This is a genomic window from Streptomyces sp. NPDC003077, from assembly GCF_040611095.1.
GTDB lineage: Bacteria > Actinomycetota > Actinomycetes > Streptomycetales > Streptomycetaceae > Streptomyces.
The window spans coordinates 173,737-188,692 of the sequence record NZ_JBEXNM010000009.1; the positions used below are offsets into that span (position 1 = coordinate 173,737).

12 protein-coding genes and 1 rRNA gene are annotated in these 14,956 nt (G+C 72.0%); 9 read left to right on the forward strand and 4 right to left on the reverse strand.

Annotated elements, in window-relative coordinates; genetic code table 11:
- The first annotated feature begins 388 nt into the window (after nt 1-388).
- The gene (locus ABZX96_RS09425) at nt 389-1,999 is read left to right on the forward strand and encodes an FAD-binding oxidoreductase (RefSeq protein ID WP_355540477.1); all 1,611 of its coding nucleotides are present in this window, start codon (nt 389-391) and stop codon (nt 1,997-1,999) included.
- Between the two features lie 191 nt (nt 2,000-2,190).
- Here the strand turns inward: ABZX96_RS09425 and ABZX96_RS09430 are convergent, their stop codons facing one another.
- Both ABZX96_RS09430 and ABZX96_RS09435 read right to left on the reverse strand, forming a co-directional pair.
- Nucleotides 2,191-2,904: a phosphatase PAP2 family protein gene (locus ABZX96_RS09430; protein ID WP_355540479.1), complete on the reverse strand. Its 714-nt coding sequence runs from the start codon at nt 2,902-2,904 to the stop codon at nt 2,191-2,193.
- A gap of 302 nt (nt 2,905-3,206) precedes the next feature.
- Nucleotides 3,207-4,211 carry a bifunctional lytic transglycosylase/C40 family peptidase gene (locus ABZX96_RS09435; protein WP_355540482.1) on the reverse strand — a complete coding sequence of 335 codons (1,005 nt, stop codon included), beginning with the start codon at nt 4,209-4,211 and terminating at the stop codon, nt 3,207-3,209.
- A 462-nt stretch (nt 4,212-4,673) separates the two neighbouring features.
- Between ABZX96_RS09435 and ABZX96_RS09440 the strand changes: the two genes are divergently transcribed.
- From ABZX96_RS09440 to ABZX96_RS09475, 8 genes are all read left to right on the forward strand, one after another.
- Nucleotides 4,674-4,886, forward strand: a complete 213-nt coding sequence (locus ABZX96_RS09440) for a DUF397 domain-containing protein (protein WP_355540485.1) — start codon at nt 4,674-4,676, stop codon at nt 4,884-4,886.
- Between the two features lie 286 nt (nt 4,887-5,172).
- Nucleotides 5,173-5,481, forward strand: a complete 309-nt coding sequence (locus ABZX96_RS09445; protein ID WP_355540488.1) for a hypothetical protein — start codon at nt 5,173-5,175, stop codon at nt 5,479-5,481.
- Nucleotides 5,482-5,927: 446 nt separating this feature from the next.
- Nucleotides 5,928-6,779 (forward strand): hypothetical protein, encoded by an 852-nt coding sequence (locus tag ABZX96_RS09450; RefSeq protein WP_355540491.1) that lies wholly within the window; start codon nt 5,928-5,930, stop codon nt 6,777-6,779.
- Nucleotides 6,769-8,109 (forward strand): hypothetical protein, encoded by a 1,341-nt coding sequence (locus ABZX96_RS09455; protein WP_355540494.1) that lies wholly within the window; start codon nt 6,769-6,771, stop codon nt 8,107-8,109. Before ABZX96_RS09450 ends, ABZX96_RS09455 begins: the two co-directional genes overlap by 11 nt.
- Nucleotides 8,106-9,671: an SCO6880 family protein gene (locus ABZX96_RS09460; RefSeq protein ID WP_355540497.1), complete on the forward strand. Its 1,566-nt coding sequence runs from the start codon at nt 8,106-8,108 to the stop codon at nt 9,669-9,671. The genes ABZX96_RS09455 and ABZX96_RS09460 overlap by 4 nt, the downstream gene beginning before the upstream one ends.
- A gap of 21 nt (nt 9,672-9,692) precedes the next feature.
- Nucleotides 9,693-11,123, forward strand: coding sequence for an ATP-binding protein (locus tag ABZX96_RS09465; RefSeq protein ID WP_355540500.1), 1,431 nt, complete (start codon nt 9,693-9,695; stop codon nt 11,121-11,123).
- A gap of 286 nt (nt 11,124-11,409) precedes the next feature.
- On the forward strand, nt 11,410-13,056 hold the full coding sequence (locus tag ABZX96_RS09470) for a type VI secretion protein (RefSeq protein WP_355540502.1): 1,647 nt from the start codon (nt 11,410-11,412) through the stop codon (nt 13,054-13,056).
- Between the two features lie 48 nt (nt 13,057-13,104).
- Entirely contained in the window at nt 13,105-14,013 is a 909-nt protein-coding gene (locus ABZX96_RS09475; protein ID WP_355540505.1) for a hypothetical protein, read from the forward strand.
- Nucleotides 14,014-14,079: 66 nt separating this feature from the next.
- Here the strand turns inward: ABZX96_RS09475 and ABZX96_RS09480 are convergent, their stop codons facing one another.
- Entirely contained in the window at nt 14,080-14,610 is a 531-nt protein-coding gene (locus tag ABZX96_RS09480; RefSeq protein WP_355540508.1) for a GNAT family N-acetyltransferase, read from the reverse strand.
- 111 nt (nt 14,611-14,721) lie between these two features.
- Nucleotides 14,722-14,838, reverse strand: a 5S ribosomal RNA gene (gene rrf, locus ABZX96_RS09485).
- Between the last annotated feature and the right edge of the window lie 118 nt (nt 14,839-14,956).

Genomic DNA, 14,956 nt, shown 5'->3' on the forward strand with positions numbered 1-14,956 from the left:
CCCCCTAGCGTTCAACGACCGTTCGGATGGCGCGTCACGCCGGTACACCGGGGGCGCGTAGCGTGGCGGTGTGCACCCACGACCGCCGTGTGAACCGTCCCCCGCAGCTTTCGAACAGCCGGTACACGTCGTGACGACTGTGGAACGGGGCTCCTTCTGTTCGGCCCGGTGCGCGTGTGGCTGGTCCGGACCGGCCCGCCGGGCCCGTTCGCAGGCGCGGACGGACGCCGAGCGCCACCGGGCCGAGCACTCCGGCCCGGGAACCTCCCGTGCCCCTGCCGCATCTGGGTAGGCAAGAAGCAGTACGAGGGCACGGCCCGGGATCGCTAAGCCGCGCACGGAATGCGCCGAGTTGGGGACTCGGACCGGCAGGTCGGAGGGACACCCGGTGGATCGGCGCACACTCCTGCGGGCGGGCGGTGGACTGGCGGCGGCATCGGCCGCCCTGGCGACGGGTTGCAGCAACACATCCGGGGGCGGCGCCCCGTCCACACCGGGCGGCACGGCCCCGACACAGCCGAACGCCAACCTCGGCACCATGTCGGCCCCCGCCTCCGCGGCCTGCAAGCCCGCCGGCGCCGCCGCCTGGTCCGCCCTGGACAAGAGCCTGGACGGCCGGCTGATACGCCCTTCCGACGCGGCGTACACGACGGCCCGCCGCCTCTACAACACCCGCTTCGACGGGCTCAAGCCCGCGGCCGTCGCCTACGTCTCGCACCCGGCCGACATAGCGGAGTGCCTGTCCTTCGCCCGCCGGTACGACGCGCCGGTCGCCATACGCAACGGCGGCCACTCCTACGCCGGATGGTCCGGCGGCAACGGCAAGCTGATCATCGACGTGTCGGCGCTGTCCAAGGTGAGCGCCCCGTCCGGCGGCACCGTGCGCATCGGCGCCGGCGCCAAGCTCATCGACGTGTACCAGGGACTGGGCCGGCACGGCGTCACCATCCCCGGCGGCTCCTGCCCCTCCGTGGGCGTCTCGGGGCTGACCCTGGGCGGCGGCCACGGCGTGGTCTCCCGCGCGTACGGCCTGACCTGCGACAGCCTCGTCGGCGCGACGCTCGTCACCGCCGACGGCAAGACCGTCCACTGCGACAAGACCCGCGAACCGGACCTCTTCTGGGCGCTGCGCGGCGCGGGCAACGGCAACTTCGGCGTCGTCACCGAGATGCGCTTCACGACCCACCGCGCGCCGCAGGCGGTCCGGGCGTACATGACCTGGCCGTGGTCCAAGGCCGCCGCGGTCGTGCGCTCCTGGCAGGAGTGGGGGCCCACCCAGCCCGACGAGATCTGGTCCTCCTGCCACCTGGACGCCCGCCCCGGCGGCACCCCCACCGTCTCCGTCTCGGTCTTCTCCCTGGGGACGTACGGGGATCTCCAGAACGCCGTCGACCGGCTCGCGGACCGGGCCGGCGGGCCCGGCCCGGCGCGGTCGGTGACGCTCAAGCGCGTCGGCTACCTGGACGCCATGGAGGCGTACGCGGGCTGCGCGACGAAGACCAGCGCACAGTGCCACCTGCCCGGCGCGGTGCCCGGAAAGAACGCGGCCGGGCAGCTCGCCCGCGAGACGTACGCGGCCCGCTCCGACTTCTACGACCGCTCGCTGCCCGCCGCCGGCATCCAGGCGCTCCTCGGCCAGATCGAGAGCGCTGGCCGCCGCGGCGTCAACGGCAACGCCTCGCTGACGGCGCTGGGCGGCGCCATCAACCGCGTCCGGCCGGGCGACACCGCCTTCGTGCACCGCCGGTCCCGCTTCCTCGCGCAGTACCTGGCGTCCTGGCGCGCGGGCGGCGCGAGCACGGCCCAGAACGCCTGGCTGACCCAGGTGCACGGCGCGATGCGCCGGTACGCGTCCGGCGCGGCCTACCAGAACTACACCGACCCGGCGCTGAAGGACTGGAAGCGGGCGTACTACGGCTCGGGGGTCGGGCGCCTGGAGAAGGTCAAGCGGCGGTACGACCCGCAGCGGCTGTTCAGCACGTTCCCGCAGGCGCTGTAGGGCGGGGACGCGGGTCTACGAGGCGGGGACCCGGGCCTGCGAGGCGCGGACCCGGGCCTGCGAGGCGGGCGGGCGACTCACGGCAAAGGGCCGGCGCCTCACGGCAAAGGGAAAGGGCCGGTGTGGCGTCCCCGCCGCACCGGCCCGTTCTCCGTTCCTCGTTCCGCGTTCCTCGTTCCGCGGGCGACCGCTCAGGCCGCCAGGTCGCTGTCCCTCTCACCGGCCCGCGGGGGCACCGCCGAACCCGCGGGCACCACGGGGCCGGGGCCCTGCTCCGGCTCCTCGGCCGCCCCGGGGGCCCGTACCAGCGCCGCCGCCCGCGAACGGCCGACGGCCTCGGTCAGCGGCACCAGCGCGGCCTGCGCGAGCGGCGCGAGCAGCAGGGCGACCGCGGTGCCCAGCGCGAAGCCGCCGATGACGTCCGTGGGGTAGTGGACGCCCATGTAGACGCGGCAGAAGCCCTCCAGGAGGGCCAGCCCGAGGCCGACCAGGCCGATCTTCCGGTGGGCGATGAACAGGCCGACGGCGACCGCCATGGTCAGCGTGGCGTGGTCGCTGACGAAGGAGAAGTCGGTCTTCCCCGGGATCAGCACCTCCAGGCCCGCGTGCTCCTTGAAGGGCCGGGGCCGTTCCACGAACGCCCGGATCGGGATGTTGACCAGCAGCGCGATACCGGCCGCGAGCGGGGCCCAGACCAGGCCCGCGACGGCCACCGGCGCGTCCGGCCGCTTGCGCGCGGCCCACCAGGCGATGAGGCAGAGGATCGCGAGGGCGGCGATGATGCCGTACTCGCCGAGGTACTCCATGACGCGGTTGATCCAGTGGGGAGCGTCCTTCGCCAGTCCGTTGATGCCGCCGAGCACGTCCACATCGGGGTTCGACCCGTCCAGTGCGAGTCCAGCCATCTTGCCGCGGCCCCTTATCCTTTCGCGCGCGCGAGCGCCGTGTGTGTGCTGTCAACCCCCGTGGTCGCCGAGCGTTGTGTGCCTCTACGTCTTTGCTGTGTCTCTAGGTCTTTGTCGTATCTCTACGTCTTTGCTGCGTCTTTACGTCGACCACGCCGACTACGTCGACGCCTTCGTCGCTGTGTCGCCGTGCCTCTATGCCAAGGAAACGCGGTGCTTCGGTCAGCCGTTCCGGTCTCCATGGGATGATCACCGAGACGTTATCGAAGCTTGACTGGTGTCCGCTGTTCAGGGATCCATGTTCAGGCAGCGTTCCTCTGGGGGAGCGCTTTCGCGCCATCTTGTGTGACGCGGGTCGCCCCGATGTAGTCCGGCTTATCGATCTTGTCGTACCGGATCACCGCGCCCGTGTACGGAGCGTTGATCATCTGTCCGCCGCCGACGTAGATGCCGACGTGGTGGATCGAGCGCGGGTCGTTCAGGTTGTGCGCGAAGAAGACGAGGTCCCCCGGCTGCAGCTCGTCCCGCTTCGGGTGCGGTCCGGCGTTCCACTGGTCGTTGGCCACCCGGGGCAGCTTTATCCCCACCGACTCGTAGGCGGCCTTGGTCAGCCCGGAGCAGTCGAACCGGCCGTTGTCCTCGGGGGTGCCGTCACCGCCCCACAGGTAGGGCGTGCCGAGTTTCTGCTGCGCGTAGTAGATGGCCGCGGCGGACTGGCGGGAGGTCGCGACCGGCGCGGTGGGGGCCTCGAAGCTCTTGGCGAGCGTGGTGATGGTCTTCACGTAGTTCTGCGTCTCGCGGTAGGGCGGGACGCCGCGATAGCGGATGACGGCGTCGGGGCCCGCGTTGTAGGCGGCGAGCATGTTCTCGGTGGGGTCGCCGGGGACGGACTTGACGTACCGCGCCAGGGAGCAGTCGTACGCCGCCGCCGACGGGATCGCGTCCGCCGGGTCCCACACGTTCCGCCGGCCGTCGCCGTTGCCGTCCACCCCGTGGATCTGCCAGGTGTCGGGGATGAACTGGGCTATGCCCTGGGCCGCCGCGGGGCTCTGGGCCCGGGGGTTCCAGCCGCTCTCCTGGTAGAGCTGGGCCGCCAGCAGCGCGGGGCTGATGGCCGGGCAGCTCGTGCCCGCCTTCTGCACCAGCTGCTGGTACGAGGCCGGCACGGCCCCCTTGGCCAGCCCGAGCGCCCGCCCGGCCCCACCCGCCAGCCCTGCCGCGGCCGTGTACGTACCGATCACGAGGAGCGCGACGAAGCAGAGCACCAGCCCGAACCCCAGTCCGCCCACCACCCATATTCTCCGCACCCGACAACCCTCCCTCATTCGAGCCCGTCGCACTGCTGTTTCCAGGGGTCCACCGTTCGGTGCGGATCGCTCTCCCCCGCACACCTTTCCCTGCCGTCACCCGGATCTCCCCTGCCCCGCCCGTCATGCGGTCGCTTGTCCGGTTTTCCCGGGGCATCGGCGTCCGCACTGTGAGACGGCGCCGCCTCGGACGGCCCCCGCGCGGGCGGCCCTTCGCGCGTACGGGCCGTGCCGCGCGCGCCGAACCGGGGAACGGAAGGCCGCGTTCCGGGGAAGCTGTCCGAACCGGCACACCGGCTGTTGACCCGGCGCACACCCCCCGCGTCTCATGAGGACGGACGAACGGGGCCTCGGGGCCCCCTCTCCCTTCCTCTTCCACCCCTCCCACCCCTTCTTCATCCCGCCCCTTCCTTTCAAGATCCCGGGCTCACCACCGCCCCCGCACCGAACGAGGACACCGCCATGTCGCACCCCCCGCAGAACCTCACCTGGCAGAAGGCCACCGACGACGAGACCGCCGAGGAGTACCTGGAGGTCGCCTTCGGGGACGACGGCAACGTCTACCTGCGCGGCAACAAGGAGCCGGACAACATCGTCACCACCACCCGCACCAAGTGGGACGCCTTCGTCCTCGGGGTGAAGGCCGGCGAGTTCGACCACTTCGTCGGCCTCTGATCCACCGTCACGCCGTTAGGCCGTCACGCCGTCACGCCTCTCCGGCCGGGCGCGCGCTCGATCGTCACTCAGCGCCCGCCCGGCACCACCCCGGGTGACTTTCCTATGAGCGCCAGGGCCCCAGAAGTGACGTACGACCCGTTGCGCGCGTCGTTCGGGCGGGAACTGTCAAAGAAAGACGCCAAGTCGACATCCCACGGGCCACTTTGTCGGCGAAGATAGACCCGGTCCCGCGCCGCCCGGCGCGGGCGCAGCCAAGCACCCACAAGGGGCGGTGAGTTCACTCATGTACCTTGCAGCCGACAAAGGCGACATCACCACCATCATCGGCGGAATCGCCCCCGACTGGGGCCCGTTCGGCACGCTGGGCAACGAGGCGAAGGTCATGATCGAGGTCGTCATGGCGGTCGCGATCCTGCTGTGCCTGGGCATCGCCATCTGGGGCGCCGCCAAACAGCGCATCGGCGCCACCGCGCTGCGCGACACCTTCAGCGCCGAACAGGGCAAGGGGCTGATCGTCGCCGGGCTCACGGGCGTCTTCATCATCGGCTCACTGGGGACGCTCTTCACGATCGTGTACGGGATGGCCGTCTAGCCCGAGCGGGCCCCCGCTCCGGCCCCGGCGCGGCGAGGCCCGCTCCCCGTACCGCCGCGCCCTCCCCTCCCCCTCTCTGCCCTCCGTGCGTACGTGACCGGGCATCCCCGCCCCCGGCCCTCCGGGGCCCGTCCCCCGACGAGGCAGCATGCCGATGCCCACCCACGCCGCCCAGAGGCCGCCCACCCCGCGCGGGTCCGCCTTCGCCGCGCCCCGTTCCGTGACGGGCGGGACCCGCGGTGCCCGCGCGACGCGGGACGCGTCCGCGACGGGCGCACCCGTCCCACAACCCTCACACCGCCTCTCATGTCCGGCTTCTGAGGACGCGTCACGGTGAGATGTACTCGTACCACTGCGCCCGAGCCGCTGCCCACCCGGCTACGGTCATATACGGGCGACAAAGCGACAGCAGTGACGGCAATGTCGGTTGAGGGGGTACAGGCGCGATGAGTCCCAGCGGTGACGGCGGGTACGGCGGTGGCGATTACGGCCGCGCGGACTCGGGCCAGACGCGCACCAGACTCCCCGAGGGCGGGGACGACACCTACGGAAAGGGACGCCGGTCCCGTACGGGTCCGGGCGGACGGAACCTGGTGACGATCGTCGGCGTGGTGGTCCTGCTCATCGCCGCCATCGCCTTCGCGAACCGCGGCGGGGGCGACGGCGCGAACGCCGACGCACCGACGGGCACCCAGAAAGGGGCCGAGGCCCAGCCGACCACGCCGACCGGCGTGAAGCCGGTCGACGGCAAGCGGGCCGGCATCGCCACCGGGTACGCCAAGACGCGGCAGGGCGCACAGTCGGCCGCGACGAACTACGCGGTGGCCCTCGGCTCCGACGGCATGTTCGACCGGGACCGGCGGCACGAGATCATCGACACGGTCATGGCGCCGTCGGCCGTGCCGGGCTTCCGGGAGAGGCTGGATCGGGCGTATTCGCCGGAGTTCGCCAAGAACCTCGGCCTGAAGCCCGACGGCACCGCCCCCGCCGGTCAGACCTTCGTCTCCCGCACCATCCCCATCGGCACCAAGATCAAGGAGTACCGCGACGGGCAGGCCACCGTCGAGGTCTGGTGCACCGGCCTGGTCGGTCTGGCCGGCACCCGGTCCACCAATCCCGTCACCACGAGCTGGTACACCGCCACGATGAAGCTCGCCTGGACCGACGGTGACTGGAAGGTCCTGACGCACACCCAGAAGGACGGCCCGGCCCCCATCGGCAGCGACGTGCCGGTGTCCGGGGCGAAGGAGATCGCCGGAGCGGTCGAAGGGTTCGGAGGGTTCACCTATGCCCGGTAAACCGGGGGCGCGCCGTGCGCTCACCCTGACGTCGGCGGTCGCCGCCCTGCACGTCGTTCTCGTCCTGGCGGCGACGCGGGCCGCCGCCGATCCGTCGCCCACACCGACGCCGAGCGGCAGCCCGAGTCCCAGCGCGAGCCCGACCGCGGACAACTGTTCCGCCGCCGGCCCGGCGGGGCAGATCTGCGAACCCGCCGGTTCCGGCTCCGCCCCCAAGCCCCCCAACCCGCTGGACGGCTCCCCCCTAGACCCCCTCCAATCCCTGGCCAAAGGCTGCGCCGACGCCGCCGCCTGGATCATCGACAAGCTCTCCGCGGCCGTGAAGTCCACCTCCCAGGTCGACTTCACCAACGGCGCCTTCCTGCGTCAGTACGCCGTCGTGTTCGCCGCCTCCACGGTCCTGACGCTCTTCCTGTGGCTGCTGGCCGTCGCCAAGCGCGCGGTGCGCGGCGTGCGGCTCACCGAGGCGATCAGCGAGGCCATCGGGTTCCTGTGGCTGACGGTGCTGGCCTCGGCCTTCACGCCGCTGATCCTGTACACGGTGGTCTCCGCGACCGACGGCGTCACCGAGATCATCGCCAAGGGCACGGGCGCGCAGACCGACACCTTCTTCGGCGCGTTCTCCGGGGCCCTGAAGAAGGGCACCGACATCGGCGGCGGCCCGATCATGCTGATCGTGGTGGCGCTGGTCTCCATCCTGGCGGCCGGTGTGCTGTGGCTGGAGCTGGTCATCCGGGCGGCGCTGCTGTACGTGGGCGCGCTGCTGGGCACGGTGGTCTACGCCGGGCTGGTGGACAAGAACATGTGGGGCCACGTCCGGCGCTGGGCGGGCATCATGATCGCCGTGATCCTGGTCAAACCGGTCATCGTCATCGTCCTGGGCATCGCCGGCGCGCTGTCCTCCGAGAACGGCCCCACGGCGTTCTCCGCCGTGATCTCCGGCCTGGCCATCATCCTGCTCGCCATCTTCGCGAGTGCGATGATCTACCGCTTCGTCCCCGGCTTCGGCGACGAGCTCTCGGCGGCCCGGACGAACAAGAAGCGCGCCACCGACGGCGCCCAGGCCGCCGCCGTGATCTCCTCCCCCGCCGCCCTGGTCTCCCAGGGCATCAAGACGCACAGCTCCCGCGGCTCCGGTGGCGGGAGCTCCGAGGCGGGCGGCGGCGCCCCCCGGCCGTCCGGCGACGCCGTCTCGGGCGGCGTCGCCGTCCACGGCGGGCGCTCCGGCACCGGCCGCGCCCCGGCCCCCGCCGCGCCCGCACCCCGTACGAACCCCGGCCCCAACGCCGGGGGCACCACCGGCTCCACAACAGGAAGTGAGGGGCGTTGAGCACGCAAACCCACCCGATCACGCCCCGCCGCACGTACCTCATCGGCCGGGCCCGGCCGAACGCCATCGTCGGCAAGAACCGCGAGACCGGCGAGATCGCCCTGATCATCGCCGGCGCGTTCCTCGGCATGGTGTGCGGCCTGCTGGTGCCGGTCCTCTCCCTGCGGATCGTCACCCTCGTCGGCTTCCCGATGCTGGGTATCGCGGCGGTCTACCTGCCCTACCGCGGCCGGACGTTCTACAAGTGGTTCGAGATCAACCGCAGCTTCCGGCGCACCGTCCGGGGCAGCGGCGCCGTCTACCGCTCCGGCGCCATCGAGGCGGGCGTCCGGCTGGACGGCCAGGAGGTGGAGATCGGCCCGCCGCCCGGCATCGGCCGGATCACCTGGCTGGCCGCGCCGTTCGGCCCGGACGAGATCGCCGTGCTGCTGCACGCCGACCGCCGCACCGTCACCGCCGCCATCGAGATCGAGGGCCCCGGCGTCGGCCTGCGCGACAGCGAGGACCAGGAGGCCCTCGTCGACCGCTTCGGCACCCTCCTCAAGCACGTCGCCAACGGGGACGGCTACGTCACCCGCCTCCAGATGCTCGCCCGCACCCTCCCCGCCGACCCGGACGCGCACGCGAAGGACGTCGCCCAGCGCGGCGACCCCAACGCCCCCGAGTGGCTCCAGGATTCGTACGAGCAGCTCCAGTCCATGGTCTCCACCTCCTCCGAGCAGCACCGCGCCTACCTCGTCGCCTGCATGCACTACACCCGCGAACTGGCCGCCGAGGCCCAGACCATGGCCCGCGCCGCCCGCGCCCAGCGCGGTGGCGCGCGCGGCGGCAAGCTGGACCGGGACGCCGGGCTGGCCGTCGTCATGGCGCGCGAGCTGACCGACATCTGCGCCCGGCTCGCCGAGGCCGACATCCGGGTCCGCCAGCCGCTCGGCCCGGCCCGCCTCGCCTCCCTGGTCCACTCGATGTACGACCCGGACCACCCCATCGACCACATCCAGGCCATGAGCCGCCGCAACGCCTGGCCCGCCGAGCTGGACGCCCGCGAACCCACCTACCTCCAGGCCAAGACCCGCGAGTCGGCGACCCGCGCGCCCTGGTGCCACGCCACGGCGTGGGTCAAGGAGTGGCCGCTGACCCCCGTCGGCGTCAACTTCCTCGCACCGTTGCTCGTGCACACGCCGGACGTGATCCGTACCGTCGCGGTCTGCATGGACCTGGAGCCCACCGAGGTGGCGATCGAGCGGATGCTGACGGAGAAGACCAACGACGACGCCGAGGCCAGCCGCGCCGCCAAGATGAACCGCGTCGTGGACCCGCGCGACGTCGCCCACCACGGCCGCGTCGACCAGCGCGGCGAGGACCTGGCCTCCGGCGCCGCCGGGGTCAACCTGGTCGGCTACATCACCGTCTCCTCCCGCTCCCCCGAGGCGCTGGCCCGCGACAAGCGCACCATCCGCGCCTCCGCCGGCAAGTCCTACCTCAAGCTGGAATGGTGCGACCGGGAGCACCACCGGGCCTTCGTCAACACTTTGCCCTTCGCGACCGGAATCCGCCGCTGATCGCCAGGAGGCGCGTACGACATGGCCATGATCGATCCTCTCGCGGCACTGACCGACGCCTTCACCAGCTTCCTGTTCGGGAAGGTGGAGACGACGCGGCTGCCCGTACGGACCTCCACCGGCCAGGCCCAGGCCGTCTACCTGCCCACCGCGGCCCCCGGCCTGGGCGACTCCGGAGTGATCATCGGCCGCGAGGTCTACAGCGGCAAGGGCTACGTCTACGACCCCTTCCAGCTCTACGGCCAGCAGCTCCCGGCCCCGCACTGGCTGGTGCTCGGCGAGTCCGGCAACGGCAAGTCCGCGCTGGAGAAGACCTACGTCCTGCGCCAGCTCCGCTTCCGCGACCGGCAGGTCGTCGTCCTGGACGCGCAGGGCGAGGACGGCGTCGGCGAGTGGAACCTCATCGCCGAGAAACTCGGCATCACCCCCATCCGCCTGGACCCCACCTCCGCCATGAACGGCGGCATCCGCCTCAACCCGCTGGACCCGTCCATCACCACGACCGGCCAGCTCGCCCTGCTGCGTACCATCATCGAGGTCGCCATGGGCCGCGGCCTGGACGAACGCTCCGGCTTCGCCCTGAAGGTCGCCCACGCCTACGTCAACGACACCATCACCGACCGCCAGCCCGTCCTCACCGACATCGTCGAGCAGCTCCGCCACCCGGAGGAGGAGTCGGCGCTCGCCATGAACGTCGACATAGACGACGTACGGGCCTGGGGCCTGGACGTGGCCCTGGTCCTGGACCGCCTGGTCGACGGCGACCTGCGCGGCATGTTCGACGGGCCCACCACCGCCGGCATCGACCTCGACGCGCCACTGATCGTCTTCGACCTCTCGCACATCGACCGCAACTCCATCGCCATGCCGATCCTGATGGCCATCGTGGGCGTGTGGCTGGAACACACCTGGATCCGGCCCGACCGGAAGAAACGCATCTTCCTGGTCGAGGAGGCCTGGCACATCATCAACTCGCCCTTCGTCGCCCAGCTCTTCCAGCGCCTGCTGAAGTTCGGGCGGCGGCTCGGCCTGTCGTTCGTCGCCGTCGTCCACCACCTCAGCGACGTGGTCGACGGCGCCGCGGCCAAGGAGGCCGCGGCGATCCTCAAGATGGCCTCCACCCGCACCATCTACGCCCAGAAGACGGACGAGGCCCGCGCCACCGGCGGCGTCCTGGGCCTCCCCCGCTGGGCCGTCGAGATCATCCCGACGCTCACCCCCGGCATCGCCGTCTGGGACGTCAACGGCAACGTCCAGGTCGTCAAACACCTGGTCACCGAGGCCGAACGCCCCCTGGTCTACACCGACCGCGCCATGACGGAGACCTCCGCGGCCCACAGCCAGGAGGCCCTGGAACTGGAACGGGCCGCGGACGCCGAGGCCGAAGCCCGCGCCGAGGCGCTGGCCCTCGCCCGCGCGGCCCGCGACGAGCCGACCGAGACGGTGGCATGAGGCCGTGAGACGGGGATACGGACGGGCGCGGGGGACGGCAGTGGGACGAAAGAGCGAACGTGGGTCCCGTGATGCGCACGGGGCCGGGGCTGGTGGGCTTCATGCGGCCGGCGGGACGCGGGGCGAACCCGGCGGAGCCCGGACCGGACACGGAAGCCAGGGCCTCGGCCCCGGGGGCGGAGGCCCCTCAGGCGGCCACGGCGCCGGCCCCGGCCATGGGCACGGCCACGGCGGCACCGGCCCGGCTCACGGCGGCCACGGCCGCGCCCGGGGCCGGGAACGCGGCGTGCCGGACGCCCTGCTGATCGGCATCCTCGCCTTCCTCCTCGGCCTGACGACGCTGGCCTGGACGGCCACCGGCCTGTCCGGGCTCCTCTCCCACGGCTCCTGGCCGGAACACGTCACCTTCGGCCGCACCCCGCTGGCCATCCGCAGCCTGTTCTCCCAGCCGCACGACCTGGCGGGCGCCTGGCCGGACACGCCTCCGGGGCAGCTCTCCGGGTACGGCCTCTTCTGGGGCATCCTCATAAGCGAGCTGCTGATACTGCTCGTCCTGACGATCTTCGTCCTCGGCACGTTCTCGCGTTACCGCGCCGTCCGCGCCGCCCGCCGCGCCACCGCCCGGGCTTCAACGCCACCGCACCCGGGCCACACCGCCGCACCCTCCCCCAACCCCCACCAGCCGCCCACCGTTCCACCCCAGACCGACCAAGAACGACCCGAAGAACGCCACACCCCGCCCCGAAACGATCCCTACACACCCACCACCGTTCACCCATCGTCCGACGACGCTCATCCGTCGCCCGATCCGTACGAGAAACCGCAGCCGCGCCCGGAAGAAGCCACGCACGACGTCCCGCCCGCGCCGCCCTCTCCCCAGGTCACCGCCCCGCACGAGGCTCCGCAGCCCCCCGCCACGGCCCGGCACCCGGCTCCCCCCATTCCCGGCAGCCGGTCAACCGCCGCGCCCACCCCGGCCTTCCCCACCGAGCACCGCTCCGCACTCCCCCGCGTCCTGTTCGGCACCGACCGCCACACGGCCTTCGACGCCGCCACCGAAACGATCACCGCGGCCGAGGGCCCGCTCGTCGTCGCCACCACCGACCCCGCCCTCTGGGAAGCGACCAAGGACGCCCGCGCCAAACTCGGCCCGCTCCTCACCTACGACCCCCAGCACCTGCTCGACACCCCGGCCCGCCTGCGCTGGTCCCCGACCAGTGGCTGCCAGGAGCTGAGCACCGCCACCGCCCGCGCCGCCGCGCTGCTCGCTCCCGTGCGCCCGCTCAGCACCCTGGACTCGGCGGTGGCGGACGCCGCCGAAACGCTCCTGCGCTGCTGGCTGCACGCCGCCGCCGTGGACGGCCGGCCCTTCCGCCAGCTGCACCGCTGGGCTCACGCCACCGGCGCGGCCCAGGAACCCGTACGCATCCTGCGCACCAGCCCCAAGGCGTCCCCCGGCCAGGCGGGCGAGCTGGAGTCCGTCCTCATCGCCCACGCCGAACGCCGCGACAAGGCAAAAGAGTTGGTCGCCCGATCACTCAACGCCCTGTCATCGATCCACATTCGTGACGCATGCAATGCAAATCGGTCCGATGCGCTCATCTTTGAATCATTTATCGACGAGGGGGGAACGCTGTACGTGGTCGGGGAATCCGTCGAGGACCCGCGTACCACCCCGGGTGCGATGCCGCTGCACACCGCACTCCTCTCCGACGTGGTCGAGCACGGCCGCCGCATGGCCGAACGGTCATCCGACGGTCGGCTCGACCCACCACTCACCCTCGCCCTGCACGACATCGCCGCCCTCGCGCCGCTCCCCGCCCTGCCCGGCCTGCTCGACACCGGCCGCGCCCAGGGCCTCCTGACGCTGGCCACCCTCCGCTCCCCCGAACAGGCCCGCGCCCGCTGGCCCCACGACCGCTTCCCGGGCTGACAGGCACCGCTCCCCGCTCATCGGCACGACTCTGGCAAGATCCCCACCATGGCGCAGACCGACGGGCCCGAGGGCATACGCCCCACACAACGGCTGTGGCACCTCGCGGGCATCTGGGCCCTGTGCACGGCCGCCACCTTCGTCATGTCCAACACCTTCTTCGCCACCGCGTTCTGGGGCGGCAGCCTGGCGGTGGCGATCCTGCTCGTCCTCGCGGAACTCCTGGGCCTGTACGGGCTGCTGGCGATGCTCGGCCGTGCCAACCGGGAGCTGGTGCCCCTGCCCCGCGGCCGACGCGGGCACCATCAGTGGGCGGCGGCCGTCACACTCCTCGGCACGGCGGGCGCCATCGCCGTCCAGGCCGCCGCCCTGCGGCGCATAGGGCTGATCTTCGTCCTCTTCCCGCTGACCGCCCTGCCCTACGCGCTCACCGCCGCGCTCTTCCTGCCCGGCCGGGCACCGCGGAGCACGTCCGTTGCCCTCTCCGCCGCCCTCGCCCTGGCCCTCGGGGTGCTCCCCCGCTTCGCCGACGAGGAGCCGCCGGCCCCCGCACCCGCCCCGAAGCCGCACCCCCTGGCCCTGGTGGGCAGGCCCCCGCACGGCTACCAGCCCACCCCCGGCCTGACGAACGACACCGTCTTCACCACCCACTACCGGAGCGCCACCGCCCCGGACATCACCCTCCGCGTGAACCGCGTCCCGGCCGACCGCACCCGCCCGTACGAGTCCATCTGCGCCCACCGTCCGCAGACCACCGCCACCTGCACCGACGACGGCGCCGGCCGCACCCTGGTGACGGACCGGAAGGCCGGAACCCACGAGCTCTACCTGCGCCGCGCCGACCTGGACGTCGTCGCCTCCTTCCGCACCACCACCGACCCGGCCGCCGCCCGCAGCATCCTCACCACGCTCCGGCCCCTCACCGACGACGAGGCCCGCACACTGCTCCCCGGCTGAGCCCCGGCCCTCTCCCTCCGGAACCCGCCGTACCACCCGGGCACCCGTCCGGCGCACGGCCCTGCCCTACACCCCCCGCGTTAACGTCATCTCCATCTCCCCGCGCGGCACGCCCCGCTCCCCGGCCTCGGAGCCGGCGCATTCGACGAAGCCGAGGGAGCGGTAGAGCGCGACGGCCCGCGCGTTGTCCTCGCGCACCCGCAGCCGTACGCAGCCCACCGCGGGCTCCGCCAGCCCCCACGCCCACGAGATCGCCGCCCGGAACAGCTCCCGGGACAGCCCCGTGCCCCGGTGCTCGGGCCGCACATACGCGCCGGCCACCCGAACCTCCGGGGCCTTCGTACAGTCCTCCTCCAGGTAGACCGCCACCATGCCGCCCCAGCTGCCGTCCTCGGCCTCCCCCACGAACGTCAGGGCTCCGCGTCCCGCGTCACTGCGGTCGGCCCGTCCCTGCCACACCTCGTCCGGGTACGCCGCCGCGTCCTGGAAGGTCTCCTCGAACGCCACCGAAGCCACCGGGTCGGCCAGCGCCGCCAGCCGGAGCTCCTTCAACCGCTTCCACTCGTCTGCCTTCACCGGCCTGATCAAGTAGTCCATCGCGCCAGCATCGCAGCGCGCCGACCCGCTGACCAGAGACTTACGCGCCGGAAACGCAAGAAAGCCCCGCCGGGAACCCTAAGGCTCCCAACGGGGCTTTCTCCAAAAATTGTTCGGCGGCGTCCTACTCTCCCACAAAGTCCCCTCTGCAGTACCATCGGCGCTGAAAGGCTTAGCTTCCGGGTTCGGAATGTAACCGGGCGTTTCCCTAACGCTATAACCACCGAAACACTATGAAATTAACACACCCGAATAGCGGGTCGTAACTTCAGAACCAACACAGTGAACGCGAGCAACTGAGGACAAGCCCTCGGCCTATTAGTACCAGTCAACTCCACCCGTTACC